Origin of the sequence: Cellulomonas alba (genome assembly GCF_030362835.1) — a bacterium.
GTDB lineage: Bacteria > Actinomycetota > Actinomycetes > Actinomycetales > Cellulomonadaceae > Cellulomonas > Cellulomonas alba.
Genome location: NZ_JAUCGQ010000001.1, coordinates 2104350 through 2123476, shown reverse-complemented (window position 1 = coordinate 2123476; position 19127 = coordinate 2104350). Strand labels below are relative to the sequence as shown.

General features: G+C 73.8%; 15 protein-coding genes and 1 tRNA gene. 4 read left to right on the top strand and 12 right to left on the bottom strand.

Annotated features, from left to right (window positions below; genetic code table 11):
* The first annotated feature begins 34 nt into the window (after window positions 1–34).
* Window positions 35–862: a hypothetical protein gene (locus tag QRT04_RS09715; RefSeq protein ID WP_289455013.1), complete on the top strand. Its 828-nt coding sequence runs from the start codon at window positions 35–37 to the stop codon at window positions 860–862.
* An 81-nt stretch (window positions 863–943) separates the two neighbouring features.
* A tRNA-Ser gene (locus QRT04_RS09710) sits at window positions 944–1028 on the top strand.
* Between the two features lie 178 nt (window positions 1029–1206).
* Here the strand turns inward: QRT04_RS09710 and QRT04_RS09705 are convergent.
* From QRT04_RS09705 to QRT04_RS09680, 6 genes are all read right to left on the bottom strand, one after another.
* A complete protein-coding gene (locus QRT04_RS09705) occupies window positions 1207–2751 on the bottom strand; it encodes a DUF2252 domain-containing protein (protein WP_289455012.1) in 1545 nt (514 codons plus the stop codon).
* Window positions 2752–2893: 142 nt separating this feature from the next.
* A complete protein-coding gene (locus QRT04_RS09700) occupies window positions 2894–3556 on the bottom strand; it encodes a PIN domain-containing protein (protein WP_289455011.1) in 663 nt (220 codons plus the stop codon).
* 571 nt (window positions 3557–4127) lie between these two features.
* Window positions 4128–4739: a GTP-binding protein gene (locus tag QRT04_RS09695; protein ID WP_289455010.1), complete on the bottom strand. Its 612-nt coding sequence runs from the start codon at window positions 4737–4739 to the stop codon at window positions 4128–4130.
* Window positions 4720–5097, bottom strand: coding sequence for a DUF742 domain-containing protein (locus QRT04_RS09690; protein ID WP_289455009.1), 378 nt, complete (start codon window positions 5095–5097; stop codon window positions 4720–4722). The genes QRT04_RS09695 and QRT04_RS09690 overlap by 20 nt, the downstream gene beginning before the upstream one ends.
* Before the next feature lie 8 nt (window positions 5098–5105).
* Window positions 5106–5555 (bottom strand): roadblock/LC7 domain-containing protein, encoded by a 450-nt coding sequence (locus QRT04_RS09685; RefSeq protein ID WP_289455008.1) that lies wholly within the window; start codon window positions 5553–5555, stop codon window positions 5106–5108.
* An 85-nt stretch (window positions 5556–5640) separates the two neighbouring features.
* Entirely contained in the window at window positions 5641–10491 is a 4851-nt protein-coding gene (locus QRT04_RS09680) for an ATP-binding protein (protein ID WP_289455007.1), read from the bottom strand.
* A 212-nt stretch (window positions 10492–10703) separates the two neighbouring features.
* Between QRT04_RS09680 and QRT04_RS09675 the strand changes: the two genes are divergently transcribed.
* Window positions 10704–11693 carry an NAD(P)H-quinone oxidoreductase gene (locus QRT04_RS09675; protein WP_289455006.1) on the top strand — a complete coding sequence of 330 codons (990 nt, stop codon included), beginning with the start codon at window positions 10704–10706 and terminating at the stop codon, window positions 11691–11693.
* 55 nt (window positions 11694–11748) lie between these two features.
* Window positions 11749–12435: a bacterial proteasome activator family protein gene (locus tag QRT04_RS09670; RefSeq protein WP_289455005.1), complete on the top strand. Its 687-nt coding sequence runs from the start codon at window positions 11749–11751 to the stop codon at window positions 12433–12435.
* Between the two features lie 19 nt (window positions 12436–12454).
* On the opposite strand, the gene QRT04_RS09665 is transcribed toward QRT04_RS09670, so the two are convergent.
* The 6 genes from QRT04_RS09665 to serS form a co-directional block, all read right to left on the bottom strand.
* Window positions 12455–13330, bottom strand: coding sequence for an EamA family transporter (locus QRT04_RS09665; protein WP_289455004.1), 876 nt, complete (start codon window positions 13328–13330; stop codon window positions 12455–12457).
* 61 nt (window positions 13331–13391) lie between these two features.
* Complete coding sequence (locus QRT04_RS09660) at window positions 13392–14336, bottom strand: carbohydrate ABC transporter permease (RefSeq protein WP_289455003.1); 945 nt, start codon at window positions 14334–14336, stop codon at window positions 13392–13394.
* The gene (locus QRT04_RS09655; protein WP_289455002.1) at window positions 14333–15310 is read right to left on the bottom strand and encodes a carbohydrate ABC transporter permease; all 978 of its coding nucleotides are present in this window, start codon (window positions 15308–15310) and stop codon (window positions 14333–14335) included. The genes QRT04_RS09660 and QRT04_RS09655 overlap by 4 nt, the downstream gene beginning before the upstream one ends.
* A gap of 117 nt (window positions 15311–15427) precedes the next feature.
* Window positions 15428–16828, bottom strand: a complete 1401-nt coding sequence (locus tag QRT04_RS09650; protein WP_289455001.1) for an ABC transporter substrate-binding protein — start codon at window positions 16826–16828, stop codon at window positions 15428–15430.
* A 173-nt stretch (window positions 16829–17001) separates the two neighbouring features.
* A complete protein-coding gene (locus QRT04_RS09645) occupies window positions 17002–17799 on the bottom strand; it encodes an HAD family hydrolase (RefSeq protein WP_289455000.1) in 798 nt (265 codons plus the stop codon).
* Window positions 17796–19073: a serine--tRNA ligase gene (serS, locus tag QRT04_RS09640; RefSeq protein WP_289454999.1), complete on the bottom strand. Its 1278-nt coding sequence runs from the start codon at window positions 19071–19073 to the stop codon at window positions 17796–17798. Before serS ends, QRT04_RS09645 begins: the two co-directional genes overlap by 4 nt.
* Window positions 19074–19127: the final 54 nt, after the last annotated feature.

Here is a 19127-nt window from a genome sequence, read left to right as displayed (position 1 = left end):
CGCGTCACACAGCCGGCCCACAGGGATGGATCAGATGTCTCGCTCGCCCCGCCTCCGTTCCGCCTTCCTGACCGGGGCCGCCGTCGTGACGATCGCCGCTCTCGCCGGCTGCGGTGGCGGCAAGCCGGCCGCGAGCGAGAAGGAGCCCGCCGCCTCTCCGTCGGCGTCCGCCGCGGCCGCGCCGTCGACCGCTCCGACCGACCCGGCACCGGCGGGTACGTCGGACGCGCCGCCGAGCGCGCCGCCGAGCGCCGCGAGCACGCCCGCGACGACGAAGGCCGCCTCCGGGAAGCTCTCGCTGACGTCCGCACAGATCAAGAAGGCACTGCTCAAGCCGTCCGACCTGGGCTCGGGCTGGGTCAAGGACACCTCGGGCCTGGACCTCTTCGGCGACGACGGGGGCGACGACGGCGACGCACGCATCACGCCGACCCGCTGCGAGAAGCTCGGCGACGCGCTCGACGCCTCGAGCGGCAAGCCGACGGGCCGCGGGCACGTGTCGTACATGACGGCCGACGGCTCGGCGATCGTCGGCGAGTCCGTGGAGACGATCAAGGGCACGTCGCCCGCGGACATCGCCGCGCTCGAGGCGCTCTTCACGCAGTGTCCCCAGATGATCGAGACCGACTCCGACGGCACGACCGTCACGATGCGGATCACCCCGCTGGCGTTCCCGAAGATCGGCGACGCGAGCACCGCGATCCAGCTCACGATGACCGCCGGCGGCATGCAGCTGCCGTTCACCATGGCCTTCGTCGCCAAGGGCAACGAGCAGATCTCGGTGATGGCGCTCGGCGCCGACGCGGCGACCGTGGCCAAGGCCGCGAAGGCGGCGACGAAGCGGATCGCCGCCGCGGGCTGAGGCAGGCGTCGGCGCCGCCACGCCGCACGCGAGGCGCGACGGTGGCTGTGGGAGACTCGTCGCCGCGCCGCGTGCGGCGTTGGAGGGCTGGCTGAGCGGCCTAAGGCGCTCGCCTTGAAAGCGAGTGAGGCGCAAGCCTCCGCGGGTTCGAATCCCGCGCCCTCCGCCGGTTCGGTCGACTCCGGTCGAGATGCGGGGCCTCGGCCCGCGAGCCCCCGCCCTCGCCGGCCGGCCGACACGCTCGGCCGGCGCGGCGCGTCAGGCGCCGAGCAGGGCCTCCGCGCGTCGGGCGAGCCGCTCGGCGGCTCCTCCGCGTCGGCCGGGTCGCTCCGCGGCGCCGGGCGTCAGACGCCGAGCCGGGCCTCGACGCGGCCCTCGTCGATCGCCGCGGTGAGCCCGGCGTGGTCGCGCTCGGTGCGGTCGGCGTACGTCGCGGCGAAGTCGGCGAGCGCCTCGTCGGCTCCGTCGCCGTGGCCGAGGTAAGCGGCGATCGCGATGCGGTCGCCCGACCTCGCGTGCGCGCGTGCGAGCGTCCAGCCGCACAGCCGCCCGTACGCGAGCAGCCCCGCGGGTGCGAGCTCCTCGACCGGCACGGCGCCCTTCCAGTCGCGCAGCTGCCGGACGTAGAAGTCGCGCGAGACGCCGTCGAGCCCGGTGACGCGCCGCCACCCGAGCAGCACGTCGCTCGCCGCCTGCATCAGGCGCTGACCCTGCACCACGCGCTCGCCGTGGTTCTCGTAGCGGCTCGCACCGACGTACTGCTCGAGCACCGACGCCTGCGCCTCCTTGGCCTGCAGCAGCAGGCAGTCGTCGGCGTCCTGGCCCTGCATCAGCAGCACCCACGCCCGCGTGCCGACGCTCCCCACGCCGACGACCTTCCGCGCGATGTCGACGAGCCGGTAGCCGTGGAGCAGCTGCTGGCGGTCGTCCTGGAGCGTGGCCTGGTACGCGACGACGAGGCTGTCCATGCCGGCCTCGAAGAGCGCGGCCTCGTCGGCGGACAGCATCTCCGGCGCACGGACGACGAGCGGCGGGTCGTCGACGAACACGCGCCGGCCGTCCACCACGGTCGTCAGCTTCTCGACGGAACGGAGCTGGTCGCGTCGGCGCGCCTTCTGCACGGCCTCCCGTGTGAGCCGCGCGTCCAGGTCGTCGCGCCGGGCGAGGCTCTTCGCGGCCTTCTCCGCGTCGATGTGCGCGTACCAGACGTCGATCAGCCGCTGTCCGGCGAACTCCGCCATCGCCTCGCGGTACGCCGCGACCGCGCCGACCGTCAACGAGCGGCGCACCTTCCGCTTGAGCTCGTGCTCGCGCGCCGAGACCTCGATGCTCGCGACGAGCCGCTTGAGGTCCCACTCGAACGGGCCGGGCAGCGTCTCGTCGAAGTCGTTGACGTCGAACAGCAGCCGCCGCTCCGGAGATCCGTAGACCCCGAAGTTCGCGAGGTGCGCGTCGCCGCACAGCTGCGCGTCCACGCCCGTCCGCGCGGTCGCGGCGAGGTCGGCGGCCATGACGAGCGCCGCGCCGCGCAGGAACGCGAACGGCGACGCGGCCATCCGGCCGTGCCGGATCGGGAGCAGCTCGGGGACGCGCGAGCCGGCCTGCGAGAGCAGCAGCTCGACGGGGTCGGGGCGACCCTCCTCCGGGCCGGCGTCGGCGAGCCTCTCGTGCGGGACCTCCCGGCGGGCAGCGTGACCGCGCTCGTGGCTCTCCTCGCGGCTCGGCGGCCCGGCGGACGCGCCGACCATGGCGTCGTCCCACGGACGACCGGCTCCCGGGGCTGGCGGTGCGACCTCGGGCGGCGAACCGGCCGGCGCGGACCCGCTCGCCACGGGCGGTGGCGCGGTCTCGGGCGTGCCGACGGTGGTTCGTGCGGGCTCGGCGGCCATCCTCGGACCGTACGTCGCACGGGTTCAGGCGTCATCACCCGGTGCGGGTCAGGGGGTCGTGCCACCCACGAGGTGCCGGGGGCCGGGCGCCCTCGGGCACCGACCAGCTCCCTCCTCAGCGCGCGTGGCACGCGCCCCGGCGTCAGCTCCAGGGCGTCGGGTCCCGCTCCCACCACTTGTCCGGCCAGCCGGGGGTGACGACGCGCAGGCCGTAGATCGCCGCGACGCGGGCGAGCTTGACGTCGTACGTCGCGACCGCGACGACGTCGGGGTGCGCGAGCGCCGCGCCGAGGTGGAGCGCCAGGAACGGTGAGAGCACGCTCGTGACGGAGCTCGCCTTGCGCAGGGTCTGGTCGGAGAACCGCGCGACCTCGATGCGACTCGACACGTCGTGTGCGGTGCCGTGCGCGTCCATGCCTCGCGGCTGTGCGATCCGGCGGAGCTCCGTCAGGCCGAGCGGCGTCGTCACGAGCTCCGCCTCGTGGTCCTCCGTCCACGCGAGCCAGGCCTCGCGCGCGGGAGCGCCGGCCAGGTAGCGCGACAGCGCGGAGCCGTCCGCGTACACGCGGGGCGTGGCCGGAGGCGCTAGGTGGCCGCTCGGCGGCGTCGGGACGTCGGCCGAGACCGGCGTGCCGGCCGCCGGCGTCGCGGCGTCGTCGGGCTCGGTGGGCGATCCTGGCCCCGGCATCGCGGGGTCGACGATCGGCGGGCCCGCTGGAGGTGTCACGGGGTCGGTCGCGATCGGCGCACCGGGCTGCGGCGGCGGCGACTCGGCGGCGACCGCTTGGCCCGGCGGTCCGGTCACGGGGTCGACGGCGGTCGGCACCCGCACCGACGAGGCCCCAGGCTTGCCGGACGGCGGCGGGCTGGCCGGCGGGCTGGCCGGCGCGGCGGTTGCCGGTGCCGTACGCGGCGGGCCAGCGGGCGCCTCGGGTGCTGGCGGCGCACTGGTGGTCGGGGACCACATCGGCGTCACGCTGGGTGCGGCGGCCACGGTGACGGGTGCCCACGGAGGCGCGGCGGCCGGCGGCGGCGCGGCGGCCGACGGAGGCGCTACGGCTGGCGGTGGCGCTGCGGCCGGCGACGGCGGCTCGGCGGCTGACGGTGGCTCGGCGGACGACGACGAGGGCGCCGCGGACGGGAGCGCCGCCTCGGCGGGCGCCGGGTCCTCGGCCTCGTCGCGCACGACCGGGATCTCGGCCGTGTCGTCCATCGCGGCCTGCGGGTTCGGCACCCGAGGAGCACCGTCCGACGGCCCCGCCCCCGGTGCGGGAACGGCGTCGGACGTCATGCGTCCATGATCCACCACCACGCGAACGGCGACCGGCCCCGAGGCAGGGGAGGGGCCGGTCGCCGTCGTCGTGGGAGCCGTCGGATCAGCGGTTGCGCAGACGCTCCATCGCGAGCTGCACGAGCGAGATCAGGGCCTGCTTGGTCGCGGCACGCGAGCGCGCGTCCGTGTAGAGCACCGGGACGTGCGCCGGGATGGCGAGCGCCTCGCGGACGTCGTCGAGCTGGTGCTTGGCGACGCCGTCGAAGCAGTTGACGCCCACGACGAACGGGATGCCACGGCTCTCGAAGTAGTCGACCGCCGGGAAGCACTGGTCGAGTCGGTCGGTGTCCACCAGCACGACGGCGCCGATGGCGCCGCGGACCAGGTCGTCCCACATGAACAGGAAGCGGTCCTGGCCCGGGGTGCCGAACAGGTACAGCCACAGCTGGCCCGGCAGCGCGATGCGTCCGAAGTCCATGGCGACCGTGGTGGTGGTCTTGCGGTCCGACACGCCACCGGCGTCGTCGACGCCGACGGAGTGCTCGGTCATCGCGGCCTCGGTGTTGAGGGGCTCGATGTCCGAGATGGAACCGATGAAGGTCGTCTTGCCGACGGCGAACCCGCCGGCGACGACGATCTTGACGACGGTAGGGGCGACGGACGGGGCGGTGCCGGCAGGAGCGGCCACCGCGGCGTCAGAGGGCGGAAATGCCATTGAGAACACTCTCCAGCACGCTCAGGGACAGGGCGGGGGACTCACCGGTGTTGACCTCGACCGGCTGTGAGGTGTGCACGCGCACGAGCTGCTGGTCGGCCATGTCGGACACCAGGATCCGGATGACGCCCAGCGGCAGGTGGAGCAGGGCGGAGAGCTCTGCGACGGAGATGTAGGTGTGCGCGGCGTGCTGCAGGATCGCGCGCTTCTCAGGCGTCAGACCCGTGCTCGTGACGGCGCTCGGCATCGCCTCGACCAGTGCCTCGAGAGGGAGGTCGCTGCGCGCGGAGCGCACGCGGCCCCCGGTCACGGCATACGGCCGGACCGTGCGGGCCTCGTACTCGATGTGCTCGCTCATGTGTCGGCTCAGGCCACCGGGGCTCGGGTCGAGCCGTCGACGGGCAGCTGGCCGCGCATCTCGGAGATGAGCTGCGGGGTCAGCGTCGCCTCGGTGCGCGAGACGAGCATCGCCATCTCGTAGCCGATGAGGCCGACGTCGCAGCTCGACTCCGCCACCACGGCGAGGACGGAGCCGTTCGAGACGCTCATCAGGAAGAGGAACAGGTTGTCCATCTCCGTGATCGACTGCCGCACCTCCCCCGCACGAAGCTGTCGGGCGGCACCGCGAGTCAGGCTCGACATGCCGGAGACGATGGCCGCGAGCTGGTCGCCGCTGGTGCGGTCGAGCTGCTCCGACATCGCCATGAGAAGACCGTCCGCCGACACCACGAGGGTGTGTCGAGTGCCGGGCACGGTCCGGACGAAGTTGTCCAGGAGCCAGCCGAAATTGGCTGCCTCGGTGCTGAGCGCGGTCACACTTCCTCCTTGCTGGTGCAGCTCGGATTGGCTGCGGTTTGGGTCGTCGCCGGGGCGTGGACGACGGTGCTGACGGTGGCGTTGATCATGACTGCTGACCCTCCTCCGGGGCGTCCGTCGCGGCGCGGCGGCCGCGGGCGGAACCGGACTGGAAGCTCGACAGCCGCGAACGGAGCTGCTCGGCGTCGCGCGGCGCGGCGCCGGCGGCCTGCTCGGCGACGGGCTCGGCGGCCGGCACGGCCGTCGGCACGCGCTTCGTGAGCCGCTCCGACTCGCGCACGGCGCTCGGTCGGTACGTCGAGAGCTGGCTCAGCTCGGCGAGCGCCTGCTCCTGGATGTCCGAGCGGAGCGCGAGCATCGCCGCGACCTCGTCGTCGAGGGCACCGACGCGCGGCGCCTCCGACGGCGGCATCGCGGGGTGCGGCACCGTCGAGATCGCGGGCTGGCCCGCCGGTCCGGCGGTCCACTCGGGCGGCGTCCAGCTGCCGGCGACGGGCGCGGCCGGCTGCGGGGCCGGGGCGACCGGTGCGGGCGCGGCCGGCGCGGGGGCCTGCCAGCCGGCGGCGGGCCTGCCGGACGACGCGGCCGGAGCCGCGGGCGCCTCGGCGGGCGCGTCGGCGACCCACGCCGACGTCCGCACGGGCAGCGAGGCCTCGGGGGCGGGAGGCGTCGGCGTGTAGGCCGGAGCGACCTCCGCCTTCTCCTCCTTGCGACGGCCGAACAGACCGCGACGCTTCTTCTTGCCCGACTCCTCGGGGGCGGGAGCGACAAGCTCGTGGAACGCGACGTCGGCCTGCGGAGCGGCGGGCACCGTGCTCGGCGCCCACGACGGGACCGCGGCACCGACCGGAGCCGGCGCCGGGGGCTCGACCGGCTCGGGCTGAGCGACGGGCTCCGGTGCGACCGGGGCGGCGGCCGCGATCTCGTCCGCGACGGGCACGAACAGCTGCGTCGGCGACTCGACGTCGGACTGGGCCGTCTCGGGCGTCGGCCACGCCGGCGCGTCCCACGCGGCGACGGGCTCGGCGATCGGCTCGGCCTCCAGCGCCGGGACCACGAGCTGCTCGGGCTCGGGCGCGGGGAGCGCCTCGGGCGCCTGCTCGGGCTCGGGCGCCTGCTCGGTCTCGACCGCGACGGCCGCGTCCTGGGGCTGCTCGGCGGGCTGCTCCCACGTCGGGGCCTGCCACGTCGGCGGCTCCCACGTCGGCCTCTCCCACGAGGCGACGGGCCAGGCGGTCTCGGCGTCGGCCGGGGCGGGCTCGGCGGACTCGGCGACGGGCTCCGGCGTCGGCTCGACCTCGACCGGCTCGACCGGCGCCGGCGCGGCGTAGGCGGCCTCGGGCTGCACGGGCGCGGGGACGAACGGCAGCGACGCGGACGCAGCCTCGGCGGCGCGCGAGTCGGCGCCACCGCGGACGACCGGGATCGCGCCCGTGTGCCAGGCGCGCGCCTCGTCGAGCGTGCGCTCGAAGTCGTGGCCGGTCAGCGGTGCGCCGCTGAACGCGCGGGCGGCCTGGCCCGACCATCCGGCGTAGCCGCTGTAGCCCGTGAACGCCGTCGGCGCGGGAGCCGCCGCGGGAGCCTGCTCCTCGACGACGGCCTGGGCGGCGAACGGCTCGGCGACGACCGCGGCCGGCTCCTCGAACGACGGGTCCCAGGCGGGCTCGGTGGCGGCCTCGAAGCTCGGCGCCCAGGCGGGCTCGGCCTCGGCCTGCGCCTCGGCGGCGGGCTCGAACGACGGGGCCTGCTCGGCGACGAACGCCGGCGCTGCCTCGAAGGACGGGGCGGCCTCGAAGGACGACGCGGCCTCGTAGGACGGGGCGAGCTCGTGGGACGGCGCAGCCTCGGAGGACGGGGCGGCCTCGTCGGTCGGCACGGGCTCGTACGACGGCACAGCCTCGGAGGACGGGGCCTCGAACGACGGCGCCCACACGGGCTCCGCGTCGGGCTCGGGCTCCACGACAGGCGCGGCCTCGGCGACCGGCGCGGCCTGGCCGGCATCGAACGACGGCACCCAGGCGGGCTCGGCAGGAGCGGCGGGCTCGTCGACCTCGACCGGCGCGGCGACCTCGAACGACGGCGCCCACGCGGGCTCCGCGTCCCCGACCGGCGCGGGCTGCGACCAGGTCGGCTCGTCGGCGACGTCCGCCTGCTGGACCGGCTCGGCCACCGGCGCGTCCTGCTCGGTGGCGAAGGTGGGAGCCCACGCCTCGGCGACCGGCCCGGCGGGGGCCGCGTCCCACGCGGACGCGGGCTGCGGGACGTCGACCGGCGCGGACGCGGCCTCGGCGGCCTGCGGCGACCACGGCTCGTCGGCGGCGGGCTCGGCCGGCGCATCGGCGTCGCCGTTCTCCGCGAAGCCGGGCACCCAGACGTCCTCGGCCGCGTCGGCCGGGACCTCCTGCGCCGCCGCGTCGGACACGACCGACTGGTCGGCCTCGTCGTCGTCCGGCGCGAAGCCGGGTACCACCACGGGCTCGACGGGTGCGGCGTGCGCACCGCCGAGCGCCATCCACGGCGCACGGACCTGGCTCGCGGCGTCACCGTCGGGAGCGAGACCGGGGACGGCCTGCTGCTCGCCCGACGTGCCGTCGGCGAGGTCGCTGCGGCCGCGGAACCCGGAGAACAGACCGGCGCGCGCAGCGGGGGATGCGGGGGCGGGCTGCGCCGGGGACTCGTCGGCGGGCGCCTGCCACGCCGACGTCGAGGCGCGGCTGCGGCTCGGCAGACCGCTCGGGGCGGCGGCGACGACCGGCGGCGTCCACTCGGGCGCGGACGACGAGAGGTCGGGCGACAGGTTCGGCGCGGGAGCGTCGGGCAGGACGATGTTGTTCTCGTCGAACGTCTTGCGCGGGCGCGTGGGCAGGCCGCTGTCCGGGGCGGAGAGCGCGTTCGGCACCGGGATCGCGCCCGAGTCCGTGTCGTCGCCGTCGCCGCGACGGCGGCGGGGCAGGCCCTGGGGCGTCTGGCCGTCGGTCAGCGCGGCGAGGTCGACCTCCTCGACGACCGGCACGTCGACCTGCGGCAGCTCCTCGGCGACCGGACCGACCGCGGAGATCGCGGGCGGCGCGCCGAAGTGCGACGTCTCGGCCGACGCGAACAGCGTGGCGGGGAAGCGCACGACCGTCTCGGTGCCGGTGCCGCGCGAGCTCTTCATGAGCGTGACGTCGGCGCCGAGGCGCTGGGCGATGCGGCCGACGACGAAGAGGCCCAGGCGCTGGGCGCCCAGCGCGTCGCTCGCGCTGGTCGACACGATCTTGGTGTTGGCGGCCTCGATCTCGGCGTCCGTCATGCCGAGGCCGTGGTCGATGATCCGGACGACGACCGACGGGCCGGAGATGCCGGTGGTGACCGTGACGGGCGTCTCCGGCTCGGAGAAGATCGTCGCGTTCTCGAGCAGCTCCGCGAGCATGTGCGCGGCGCCGAGGGCGTTGAAGCCGAGCATCGGCGGGTCGGCCTGCAGGTCGAGCTCGACGCGGTCGTACTGCTCGATCTCGGACGACGCCGTGCGGATCACGTCGGAGAGCGGCATGGCGTCGCGCAGACGACGGCCCGTGTCGATGCCGGCCAGGACGAGCAGCGACTCGGCGTTGCGGCGCATCCGGGTGGCGAGGTGGTCGAGGCGGAAGAGGTTCGCCAGGGTCGACGGATCCTCCTCCGCGCGCTCGAGCGAGTCGATGAACGACAGCTGGCGGTTGAGGAGCACCTGGTCGCGGCGGGCGACGTTGACGAACATCTCCGCGATCGAGCCACGGAGGGCCGCCTGCTCCTGCGCGACCTGCACGGTCGTCGCGTTCACCGCGTTGAACGCCTCGGCGAGTCGACCGACCTCGTCGCGCGAGCGGACGGGGATCGGGTCGAGCGCGATCTCGGGGCCCTGACCGGGGACGGCCATCTGCTCGACGAGGCGCGGCAGCTCGTCACGCACGTCGGCGGCGGCGCGGGTGAGGCGGCGGAGCGGGTTGACGATCGCACGGGAGACGGTGAACGCCACGAGGATCGACAGGGCGGCGGCCAGCGCCGCGAGCGCGATCGTGAGGAGCGCTCGGCTGCGGGCGTCGCTGGCGGCCTGCGACGCCACGTCGATGCCCGTCGCGAGCGACTGCTTCTGCAGCGCGTCGAGGCTCGCGAGCTGCGTCTGCATGTCCTTCGCGTAGCCCTCGAAGTCGACGAGCGCGAAGGACGCGGGGTCACCCGACGTGAGCTGGATGCGCCAGTTCAGGAGGTTGTTGCTCGGGTCGCCGCTCGGCAGGACGAGCTCGTCGCTGTCGAGCGAGTAAAGCGCGCCCTTGGCCTGCGTGCGCGCGAGCTCGGTCGCCGCGGCGAGCGCCGCGTACTGCTGGCCCTCCTGGACCGGGGCGACGCTGAGCGGCAGCTGCACACCCGAGATCAGCTCGGTGACGATGCCCGCGGAGAGCGAGCCGAGCGAGTTGATCGCGCTCAGGTAGGCGGCGGCGTCGCGGTTCTTGAGGGCGTTCGCGAAGGCGACACCGACCTGCATCTGCGGGTTGATCGCGGCGAGGTACGCCTCGTCCTGACGCTTCTTGTCGGCGGGCAGCAGGCGGGCGACCTTGGTGTTCGCGGGGCCGGCCTGGAGCGCGTTCTTCAGGGCGGTCGTCACCGACGGCGGGAACTCGCCCTGGCTGACCTTCTGGGCCTCGTCGGCCCAGGCTGAGTACGCGGCGTCGACCGTGCCCTCGGCCTGCTTGAGGTCCGCGTCCTTGGCGCCCGTGAGCGCGGCGATGCGCTCGGCCATGAGCGCGTCGGTGTAGTCGATGAGCTGGTGGCCGGACGAGATGGCGACCTTCGACGCGGCGGCGTACCGGTAGTCCTGGATGGCGCTGTAGGAGATGTACACGCCGGCGCCGAACAGCACGAGCATGGGCACGGCGAGAACCGCCAGCACCTTGGCGCGGATGCCGAGCCGTCGCAGCATGTCGTTCCCTTCGTCACCCGGCGCCCCAGGGGCTCCGGGTGTGGTGTGTGCCGCACGCCGTGGCGAGGCGCAAGGCTTCCCGTTCGCACCTCATCGGCTGTTGGACGCTAGACCATTAGCCCGCCGCAGAGTTTGCCATGGACGTCACCCGCCCGGAACCGGCCTCCTCAGGCACAGATGTCCCGTTTGCGGCGGCCCGCTAGCGTCGCGCTGTGCGAGCTGTCGTGGTGAGGGAACCGGGTGGGCCGGACGTGCTGGCGGTGCAGGACGTCGCGGCGCCCGAGCCAGGCCCCTCCGACCTGCTCGTCGCGGTCGCCGCCGCCGGCGTCAACCGCGCTGACCTGCTCCAGCGGCAGGGCCACTACCCCCCGCCCGAGGGCGCTCCCGCGTGGCCGGGCCTCGAGGTCAGCGGCACGGTGACGGCCGTCGGCCCGGACGTCGCGGGGTGGCGGGTCGGGGACCGGGTGGCCGCGCTGCTGGCCGGCGGCGGGTACGCCGAGCAGGTCGCCGTGCCCGCCGACCTCGCGCTGCGCGTGCCCGACGACCTCGACCTCGTCTCGGCGGCCGGGCTGCCCGAGGCGCTCGCCACGGTGTGGTCGAACCTGCGTGCGGCCCGGCTCGCCCCCGGCGAGTCCGTGCTGGTGCGCGGCGGCTCGGGCGGCGTCGGCTCGATCGCCGTGCAGCTCGCGCACGCGCTCGACGCGCAGGTGCTCGCCACGGCGGGCGGCGCGGAGCGCGTGGCGCGCGTGCGCGAGCTCGGGGCCGACGTCGTGCTCGACCACCGCGCGCCGGGGCTCGCCGACCGTGTGCTCGCCGCGACCGACGGGCGGGGCGTCGACGTCGTGCTCGACGTGCTCGGCGCCGGCGGCCTCGCGCAGAACCTCGCGGTGCTGGCCGACGACGGCCGACTCGTCGTCATCGGGCTCCAGCAGGGCCGCCGCGGCGAGCTCGACCTCAGCCTGCTCCTGGCGAAGCGCGCGGCCGTGATCGGGACGATGCTGCGCTCACGGCCCCACCACCAGAAGGCAGCGATCGTCGACGGCGTGCGCCGCCACGCCTGGCCGCTCGTCGGGTCGCGGGCGGTGCGGCCCGTGGTGCACGCGGTGCTGCCCTTCGACCGCGCGCCCGAGGCGCACCGGCTGCTCGAGACCGGCGAGGCCTTCGGCAAGGTGCTGCTCGTCCCCGCGGCGGAGGACTCGTGACGCCGACGCGTCGTGCGCCCCTGCGGATGTCGGACCCGCGGGTCAGACTGACCGCATGACGGAGGACCGCAGCACGCACGCCGCCGACGGGGACACCGCCGGGGACACCGCCGAGACGCCGACCCCCGACGACGAGCACCGCCAGCGGCCGTACGGCGGGCCGACGACCGGCCCGCACATCGTGGTGGTCGAGCAGCCGGGCCGCAGCGCCGACGCCGAGCCGGACGACGACGCGCCGGAGGCCGAGGGTGAGGACGCCGCCGACCGCAGCGAGGACCCCACGACGCTCGTCGGCCAGCCGGCGAAGGTGATGCGGATCGGCACGATGATCAAGCAGCTGCTCGACGAGGTGCGCAGCGCACCTCTCGACGATGCCGCCCGGGCACGGCTCGCGGCGATCCATGAGCGCAGCCTCCACGAGCTCGAGGAGGGCCTGTCGCCCGAGCTCATCGACGAGCTGCACCGCATCACGCTGCCGTTCGTCGACGACTCGACGCCGTCGGACGCCGAGCTCCGGATCGCGCAGGCGCAGCTCGTCGGCTGGCTCGAGGGCCTGTTCCACGGGATCCAGACGGCGCTCGTCGCGCAGCAGATGGCGGCCCAGGCGCAGCTGTCGCAGATGCGCCGCGCGCTCCCGCCCGGCGCGCAGCCCGGCCCCGGCGGCCCGCAGCGGGGGTTCGTCATCCCGGTCGGGCCGGGCGACGACCAGCAGCCGACGTCCGGCACGGGTCAGTACCTGTAGCGGTCCGCCGGTCCACGTCTCACGCCGGCGGGGGCGCCTCCTCGGGTGCCGACGCGGGCTGCTCGCCGGCGGTCAGCGCGATGGCGCCCGAGACGAGCACCAGGCCCAGCACCTCCAGGCCGTGCGGCACCTGCTGGAGCATGACGGCCCCGACGACCGCCGCCGTCGCGGGCAGCATCGCGAGCAGCACCGCGAACGTCGCGGGCCGCACCCGGCGGAGCACCACCTGCTCGATCGCGTACGGGACCACCGACGAGCACACCGCGATCGCGACGATCTTCGCGGCGAGCGCGCCGTCGTCCAGCACCGGCGCGGCACCCGCGGCGAGGAACGGCGCGAACACGACGGCACCCGCCGCCATCGCCACCGACAGCCCCGTGACGCCGGGCACCGCTGCGCGCGCCACGCGCCGCCCGAGCAGGATGTACGCCGCCCAGCAGGCGGCCGCGACGCCGATCGCGACGAGTCCCGCCTTCGCCTCCGGACCGGCGTCGAGCGAGACGCCCGCGAGCAGCACCACGCCGACCGCCGCGACGCCGATCGCGACCCGGTCGCGCCAGCCGCGGCCCGTCACCGCCGCGACGGCGACCGGGCCGATGAACTCGATCGCGACGGCCGTGCCGAGGGGCAGCCGGTCGATCGCCGCGTAGAACGCGACGTTCATCGCCGCGAGCGTGACGCCGAACAGCGCGGCCGTCCCGAGCGCGCGCCGCGTCCACGACGATCGCCACGCCCGGCCCCACGGTCGCCGCCACAGCAGCAGGACGACCGCCGCGACCGCCACCCGCAGCCACGCCACGACCGCCGCGGGCAGGACGCCGAACACCCGCACCGCGATCGCCGCACCGACGTACTGCGTCAGCCCGGAGACGACGAACAGCAGCGGCGCAGGCACGGCCGTCACGCTAGCCCCGCCACGGCCCGGGCCCGAGGTCTGCCCGGGCCCGAGCCCCGCGTCAGCCCTTGACCGACCCCGCGAGCAGACCGCGCACGAAGTACCGCTGCAGCGACAGGAACACGATCAGCGGCACGAGGATCGACACGAACGCCCCCGCCGTCAGCAGGAACCACTGGTTGCCGCGCTGCCCGGTGAGGTTGAACAGCGCGACCGTCATCGGCGCCACCTCGTTCGACGAGCCCGCGAACGTGAGCGCCACCAGCAGGTCGTTCCAGACCCACAGGAACTGGTAGATGCCGAAGGCCGCGAGCGCCGGCTTGAGGATGGGCAGCATCAGCCGGAAGAAGATCGTCACGTGCCCCGCACCGTCGACACGCGCCGCCTCGACGAGCTCGCCGGGGATCTCCCGCATGAAGTTGTGCAGCAGGAACACGGCGAGCGGCAGCGCGAACATCGTGTGCGAGATCCACACCGACCAGAACGACCCCGCGATCCCCGCCTTCACGTACAGCGAGAGCAGCGGGATGAGCGTCACCTGGATGGGCACGACCTGCAGCGCGAACACCCCGATGAACAGCAGGTTCTTGCCGCGGAAGTTCATCCAGGCGAACGCGTACGCCGCGAGCGACGCGATGAGGATCGGGATGATCACCGCGGGCACGGTGATCACGATCGAGTTGACGATGAACGGCGCGAGCGACGAGCTGGAATCGCTGCCGAGCACCGCCTTGTAGTTGTCGAGCGTGAACACCGGGTTGGACAGGACCGTCCACCAGCCGGTGGTGTTGATGTCCTGCTCGGGCCGGAACGAGCTGACCAGCAGCCCGAACGTCGGGAGCGTCCAGAGCACCGCGAGGATCACGGCGGACAGCGACGCCCACGGCCGGCTGAGCCGCTTGTGCGCGGCGTCGGCGGCGTGCAGCGCGCTCGGGCCGGCCTTGGGGGCCGCGAGGCCCGTCGGGACGGTGTCGATCGACAGGTCGGTGGGGTCGACGGTGCTCATCGCTGCTCCGCCTTCCGGAGGGTCCGCACGTTGTACACGACGATGGGGATGACCAGCACGAACAGCAGCACGGCCAGCGCCGCGCCCAGGCCGACGTTGCCGGCGCTGAAGCTCTGGTCGAAGAACTCGTTGGCGACGACAGACGTGCCGTAGTTGCCGCCCGTCATGGTGCGGACGATGTCGAAGACCTTCAGGCAGCCGATGGCGATCGTGGTCAGGACCACCACGAGCGTCGGTCGGATCGACGGCACGGTGATGAACCGGAACATGCCCCACGTCGAGACCCCGTCGAGCCGCGCCGCCTCGACCATGTCGGACGGGATGGCCTTGATCGCGGCGGAGAGGATCGTCATCGCGAAGCCCGCCTGGATCCAGATCATCACGACGATCAGGAAGAGGTTGTTCCACGGGCTGTTGATGAGGAACTGCTGCGGCGTGCCGCCCAGCCACACGATCACCTGGTTGACGAGCCCGATCTGCGCGGGGTTGTTCTGCACGCTCGGGTCGTAGAACCGGTACTCGTACATGAACTTCCAGATGATCGACGCGCCGACGAACGAGATCGCCATCGGCAGGAAGATCAGCGCCTTCGCGAACGCCTCGCCGCGCGCGCCGTCGACGACGAGCGCGTAGACGAGGCCCACGAGGGTCGCGACGACCGGTGCCACGAGCACCCACAGCACCGTGTTGCGCAGCACGATCAGGTCGTCGCTGGACGTGAAGATCGTCGTGTAGTTGTCGATCCCGACGAACTTCGTGCCGTTGGCGTCCTGGAACGAGGTCCAGATGGTGCGCAGCGCCGGGTAGATGAGGCCGACCAGGACCAGCAGCACCGTCGGCCCGACGAAGTACCACGCGACCCGCTTGGTCCCGCGGCGCTCGACGAACGAGACGACCAGCAGGACCGCACCGATCACGGCGGCGAACAGGACGAGCGAGGCGACCATCAGGCCGAGCTTGTCCGCGTAGTTCATGGCGACCTCCGTTGGTCGACGAGGACGTTCGGCGCGCAGCCACGCGCGCGGCGAGCGCGGCTCGGACCGCGCACCGCTCCGTGCCGGGCGGTGCGCGATCCGAGCCGCGGTGTCACATCAGGACTTCGGCCACGCGGCCTCGATCTTGTTCACCGTGTCCTGCGTCGACTGCCCCGTGATCCAGGCGGTCGCCTGCTTCCAGAAGGCGCCCGAGCCGACCGCCGCCGGCATCTGGTCCGACCCGTCGAAACGGAAGACCGTGTTCGGGTCCTTCAGGATGTCGACCGACAGCTTGTCGATCGGGTTGACCAGGTTCGACGCGTCGAGACCCTTGTTGGCGGAGATCCAGCCGCCCTCGGTGTCCGCGGAGCTCGCCTTGGCCTTGAGGTTCGCCCACGTGTCGGTCGACCAGAAGGTCTGGAGCGCCTTGACCTCGGGCGCGTCGCGGAACGCGAGCACGAACTCGCCGGCGCCGAGCACCGGGTGGTCCTGCGCCGTCTGACCCGGCAGGTAGAACGCGAACACGTTCTTGTCGGACGTGGCGTCGGGACCGATCGTCACGTTCTTGTCCGCGTCCTTCCAGTTCGCCGCGTAGAACGACGCCTGGCGGTGCATCGCGCACTGCTGCTGGAGGATCGGGAACCCGCCGATCTGGAACGCGGTCGAGGCGATCGACTTCACGTCGCCGTACCCGCCGTTCACGTACTGCGGGTTCTTCAGGTACCCGCCGACGCCGTCGAACGCCGTGACGACCGACGGGTCGTTGAACGGGATCTGGTGGCCGACCCACTTGTCGTAGTTGTCAGGGCCGGAGAGCCGGAGCATGAAGTCCTCGACCCAGTCGGTGACCGGCCAGCCGGTCGCGGTGCCGGACTCGATGCCCGCGCACCACGGCTTCATCTTCCCGGAGCTCGCGATCTGGTCGGACAGCGCCTTGAGCTCGTCGAGCGTCGTCGGGACCTTCCAGCCGTTGTCCTGGAACGTCTTCGGCGAGTACCAGACCAGCGACTTCACACTCGCGCCCGAGGGTGCGGCGTAGAACTTGCCGTCGACCGTGCCGTACTTCTTCCAGTCCGGCCCGAAGAACTTGTCGACGTTGTCGGACACGGCCTGCGGCGGCTCGACCGCCTTGCCGGTCGCGACGAGCTGGGCGAGCAGGCCGGGCTGCGGCACGATCGCGAGGTCCGGCGGGTTGCCGGCCTTGGCGCGCACGAGCACCTGCTGCTCGAAGTTCTTGTCCGCCTGGTAGTTCACCTTGGCGCCGGTGCACTGCTCGAACGGCTTGAACGAGTCGATGTACGGCTTGTCCTCGGGCGTCGTGATGCCCGCGTAGATCGAGATCGTCTTGCCCTTCAAGCTCCCGAACTGCGAGTACGGGGCGCAGTCGGCAGCCGCCGCGGTCCCCGTGCTCGTCCCGCCGCCGCCACCACCTCCGCCCGAGCATGCCGAGAGCACGAGAGCGAACCCCGCCCCCGCCGCTGCGATCGCGATCCCGCGACGCCTGCGCGTGCCGTTCATGAGACCTCCACGTCGTCATGTCGGAGGTACGCGAGGGGGTCGCCCCGCGTCCTTGCTGGCCAGGCAATCCCGGACCGGAACAAGACGCAACCGGAGCAACCGGGCAAGTCGGTCACAGTTGGGTCACATCCCGGGCACTGCCACCGGCGGGACCGGTGCGCGGGCGGACCGCGTCAGGCCAGGAGGCTCCGGAGCACGGCGACCACGCCGTCGTCGTCGATCGTGCCCGTGACCTCGTCGGCCGCGAGGCGAACCGCGTCGGCCGCGTGGCCCATCGCGACACCGCGCGCCGCCCACGCCAGCATCTGCACGTCGTTGCCGCCGTCGCCGACGGCCATCGTCGCGAACGGCTCGACGCCGAGCCGTCGGCGCACCGCCTCGAGCGCGCTCGCCTTGGTGACGCCCTCGGGGGAGAGGTCGAGCCAGGCCGTCCAGCCGATCGCGTACTCGACCTCGTGCAGGCCGACGCGCTCGACGATCTCGCGGAACTCGTCCGGCGTGGCGCCGGGGGCCCGGATGACGACGCGCGTCGCCGGGCCGTCCGCGAGCTGGTCGAGCGTGACGACCGTGTGCTCGCCGGACAGCTCGCCCGGCGGGAAGTCGCCCGAGACGCGGAACCCGACGCCGAGCTCCTCGACGGCGTAGAGCGCGTCGGGCAGCTCGACCGCGAGCGCGCGCAGCGCCGGGCCGGGGTCGAACGTCACGACGTCGACGACCTCGTACCCGTCGTCGAGCTCGGGGTCGAGGCGCACGGTCACGGCGCCGTTGGAGCAGACGACCCACCCGTCGGTGAGTCCGAGCTCGCCGGCCACCGGCACGGCGGAGTGCACGGACCGGCCGGTCGCGAGCACCACGTGCAGCCCCGCGTCGCGCACGTCGGCGACCGCCCTGCGGGCGTCGTCCGAGATCACGCCGTCGTAGGACATGAGCGTCCCGTCGACGTCGAGCGCGACGAGGCGGCAGCGGCTCATGGCGTCAGCACCTCCAGGCCGCCCAGGTAGGGCCGCAGGCCCTCGGGCACGCGCACCGAGCCGTCGGCCTGCTGGTGGTTCTCGAGGATCGCCACGATCCAGCGCGTCGTCGCGAGCGTGCCGTTGAGCGTCGCGACCGCGCGCAGCGACCCGTCGGCGGTGCGCTCGCGGACCCCGAGGCGGCGCGCCTGGAAAGTCGTGCAGTTCGACGTCGACGTCAGCTCCAGGTAGCGCTGCTGGCTCGGCAGCCACGCCTCGCAGTCGAACTTGCGCGCCGCGCTCGAGCCGAGGTCGCCGGCCGCGGTGTCGATCACGCGGAACGGCAGCTCGGCCAGCGCGAGCATCTCCTTCTCCCAGCCGAGGATGCGGCGGTGCTCGTCGGCCGCGTCCTCGACCGTCGTCCAGCTGAACGCCTCGACCTTGTGGAACTGGTGGACGCGGATGATGCCGCGCGTGTCCTTGCCGTACGACCCCGCCTCGCGCCGGTAGCAGGCCGACCAGCCGGCGTACCGCTGGGCGCCGCCGGACAGGTCGAGGATCTCGCCGCTGTGGAAGCCCGCGAGCGCGACCTCGCTCGTGCCGACGAGGTACAGGTCGTCCGCCTCGAGCCGGTAGATCTCGTCGGCGTGCGCGCCGAGGAAGCCGGTGCCCGCCATCACCTCGGGCTTGACGAGGGTCGGCGTCATCACGGGCGTGAAGCCGAGCTGCACGGCCTTGTCGAACGCCGCCGTGAGCAGCGCGAGCTCGAGCCGGGCGCCGACGCCGGTCAGGTAGTAGAACCGCGCACCCGAGACCTTGGCGCCGCGCTCCATGTCGATGGCCTTGAGGCGCTCGCCGAGCTCGAGGTGATCGCGGACCGCGAAGTCCGGGCCGTACTCGGCGGCGAAGTCGCGCGGCGTGCCGACGTGCTCGAGCACCACGTAGTCGTCCTCGCCGCCCTCGGGGACGCCCGGCTCGACGACGTTGCCGATGCGGCGGGACAGCTCGTCGGCGCGGCGCTCCGCCTCGTCGGCGTCGGCCTGCAGCGCCTTGACCTGGTCCGCGAGGTGCTTCGCCCGGGCGAGCAGCGCCTGCTTCTCGTCACCCTGGGCCTGCGCGACCTGCTTGCCGAACGCCTTCTGCTCGGCGCGCAGCGTCTCGAACTCCGTGAGCGCGGACCGGCGGCGCGCGTCGGCGTCGAGCACCTCGTCGACCAGGTGGGGGTCCTCGCCACGAGCCTTCTGGCTCGCCCGGACGACGTCGGGGTCCTCGCGGAGCAGCCGCAGATCGATCACGGCGACAACCCTACCGACGTGCCGCCGACGGCTCCGTGCCGAGGCGGGCGCGGG

Coding starts and splice junctions, on each gene's coding strand:
- QRT04_RS09715 (WP_289455013.1), top strand. CDS start 35: ATGTCTCGCTCGCCCCGCCTCCGTTCCGCCTTCCTGACCGGGGCCGCC.
- QRT04_RS09705 (WP_289455012.1), bottom strand. CDS start 2,751: ATGGCCGCCGAGCCCGCACGAACCACCGTCGGCACGCCCGAGACCGCG.
- QRT04_RS09695 (WP_289455010.1), bottom strand. CDS start 4,739: ATGGCATTTCCGCCCTCTGACGCCGCGGTGGCCGCTCCTGCCGGCACC.
- QRT04_RS09690 (WP_289455009.1), bottom strand. CDS start 5,097: ATGAGCGAGCACATCGAGTACGAGGCCCGCACGGTCCGGCCGTATGCC.
- QRT04_RS09680 (WP_289455007.1), bottom strand. CDS start 10,491: ATGCTGCGACGGCTCGGCATCCGCGCCAAGGTGCTGGCGGTTCTCGCC.
- QRT04_RS09670 (WP_289455005.1), top strand. CDS start 11,749: ATGACGGAGGACCGCAGCACGCACGCCGCCGACGGGGACACCGCCGGG.
- QRT04_RS09660 (WP_289455003.1), bottom strand. CDS start 14,336: ATGAGCACCGTCGACCCCACCGACCTGTCGATCGACACCGTCCCGACG.
- QRT04_RS09655 (WP_289455002.1), bottom strand. CDS start 15,310: ATGAACTACGCGGACAAGCTCGGCCTGATGGTCGCCTCGCTCGTCCTG.
- QRT04_RS09650 (WP_289455001.1), bottom strand. CDS start 16,828: ATGAACGGCACGCGCAGGCGTCGCGGGATCGCGATCGCAGCGGCGGGG.
- QRT04_RS09645 (WP_289455000.1), bottom strand. CDS start 17,799: ATGAGCCGCTGCCGCCTCGTCGCGCTCGACGTCGACGGGACGCTCATG.